The 2,525-nt window shown below is 33.4% G+C and carries 2 protein-coding genes and 1 pseudogene; all 3 read right to left on the bottom strand.

Features of this window, described 5'->3' with window-relative positions; all coding sequences use genetic code 11:
* A pseudogene (locus tag AC1DTM_RS22595) lies at positions 1-341 on the bottom strand (GNAT family N-acetyltransferase); the annotation flags it as partial.
* 68 nt (positions 342-409) lie between these two features.
* Positions 410-982: a YybS family protein gene (locus tag AC1DTM_RS22600; RefSeq protein ID WP_002161642.1), complete on the bottom strand. Its 573-nt coding sequence runs from the start codon at positions 980-982 to the stop codon at positions 410-412.
* Between the two features lie 179 nt (positions 983-1,161).
* Positions 1,162-2,525 (bottom strand): PQQ-dependent sugar dehydrogenase (locus tag AC1DTM_RS22605; RefSeq protein ID WP_477000931.1); only part of this gene is annotated, 1,364 nt, incomplete at its 5' end.

Here is a 2,525-nt window from a genome sequence, read left to right on the forward strand (position 1 = left end):
CTTTGATACTCCGGAAGTATAAATACAGTTCCTATTTCATACAAATCCTTAAGTACACCGCCTGTACAACTATTAATTAATGTACTTGCTGGACCGATTTCAATCGTTCCAATGATTTTATTGTTACTTGTATCTATTGCTAATAAAAAGTAACGACTTTCYCCATTACTATCAAAATCATTTTTCAAATATTGCTTTTTCGAATTAATTTCATTTTCTATGTCATCTAATAGTTGTGATAACCCTTCGTTTTTATAAGTATTCGTAATAACTATACGAAAAAACAAATTTAGTTCATCAATATCATCCGAATTCGGCCTTCTAATTTCAACGTTATACATGACTTAAATCTCCAATCTTTGAAAATATATGAGAAAGTGTATTCGTTCAAAAAGATTTTATACAATTGTTAAGACCATACTTTATATACTCTATTCATTATTATTCTACATAGCTCTGCATAGATCCAGCAGTATAGAAAACTCAGTATAAATATTAATGTAATAACTTTTATATCCATAGTTGTATGAATAGTAGGACCAAGTACAGGAAAACGGAAGATATCGAGAATGATCATAATTCCTATAAGTAGACATATCGCTGAAAAGGAAATTACCCAAATCCTCCTCTTGAATTGTAAAAAGGATACTCCTAACGCTATACCTAATAATCCTGTAGTAAAGGGAAAGACAATTAGTTCACTTGGCTCAATAATGAATAATAGGAAAATAGTAAGAATATAAGAAAGTACTCCCTCACGAATAGAATAACAAATAGCCAGAAAAATCGGTAGCGTCGCGAAAGGACTAATAAATAACCCAATTCCAGGGATTAAGTTCCCCGCAGATTGAAAAATAGCAGCAAATGAACCGAGTAACGCTGTAATGACTAACCTACTTGCAGGAGTCACCTTTCTTTTATGAACAAAATTCGCATCCTGCTCTATCATCCATTGATACCAATAGCATCTAAAGCGATTCATCAAAATACCTCCTAAAGATACCTAATTCATCACTTACTATAATTATTCATACACTTATGGTTTACGAGTTAACTTTCTACTAATCGTTTATGCATAGAAGTTTTTTAGAGGGACAACAGGTCGTGCATTTTGAAGAATAATGAATTTCTTATATTTTTAGACTTAGAGTTTATATCGTATCATGGAACAATTTCATAAATAGTACCTTTGTTAAAATCAGTTACTTTCATAGAACCGTAAACTCCTAAATATAATCTAGTTTGATCTAAGTTTGTTCCTAAACTAACATAATAAGCTGCTTGAGCACCAAAATCATAATTGGTTTCAATAACATGAAAATCATTACGTTTATCGTCTATACTTGCCCTAGTATATGCTAAAACACCTTTAACTGGAGACCGAGATTCTTCTTTTTTGGCAAGATCGGTAAACACGACGCTACCAGTTAAATTTGGTATTGCAGTTCCCATATAAGGCTGAACTCCTGTAAGTGAAGTTCCTCCAAACTTATCCGGTCTGGAATCTTTATGAAAATAACTAATTAGAGGCTGAATACGTCTCACTGACGTTTGAATTGTTTCATTATAATAAGCCATTGTTCTCTCATCCAAAGTAGGGTTCTCAGAACAGTGCCTTATAAAAGAAGTAGGTAATTCTCCTTCCCATCCTCGCCAACCAAAATTAATAAATCCATCTTGAATGGGAGTGGATCTCATTAAATGCGTTTGAACAAGTTCGGTAACCGGTATGGGTTTATAATGAACAAACGAAAAAATAGACTCTACAATATCCTGCCCGACATTTCCAGCATATTTGATATACTGATTATAAAACCTTTGAAATGAAATACCTGTTATATTACGAACTCCTTTCGCAATTACTGTAAGTGTTTCTTGTATAGATAAAGGAAACTCATTAAATCGCGTAACTACTGGAGGGTTATTTATGAATGTATTTTTACTTACATCGATTTCAATTATTTTACCCGCTATTTCTAAATCATCCTGGCTTAAATTAAATGGATCATAACCCGATCCACCATCTCCATTTGTAAAAACAAGTTTTCCAGTCTCAGGTGAAAAGTTTAAACTATTGACTCCGTTATGATTAAAAAAGGGCCTTCTTATGTTAAGTAATGTCCGTCGTTTTTGAGATTGACCATGTGATTGTAAAATCCATTCCTCAACCGTATCAATATGATCATATTGATTATCTCTATTTACCCACTTTAAGTTTAAAGTTTTCGGATCACATGGATCAGGTTTAAAAGGTTCAGAAAGGGCACCCGGACCTTGAGTGCCAGCTACTGAATAATGAAGGTAAAATAAACCATTTTGATAAAATTGTGGATGAAACGCTAGTCCTAGCAATCCTCGTTCATCGTAACCACTACTAGAAACCCCTTCTTCAGATGTGCCTAATTTTATGATTCGCGGGCGAATATCTAAAAAAGTCCTTATAACTCCGTCTCCTATGTAAAAGATTTCTCCTACCTGGGTGGCAATGAATAACCTTTCAATTGAGTCACCTGGTAGTATAGTTG

It is taken from the genome of Bacillus sp. P4_D3, assembly GCF_056401855.1.

What these genes read in the sequence shown, in the direction of transcription:
- AC1DTM_RS22600 (WP_002161642.1), bottom strand. Translation starts at nt 982, where the DNA reads ATGAATCGCTTTAGATGCTATTGGTATCAATGGATGATAGAGCAGGAT.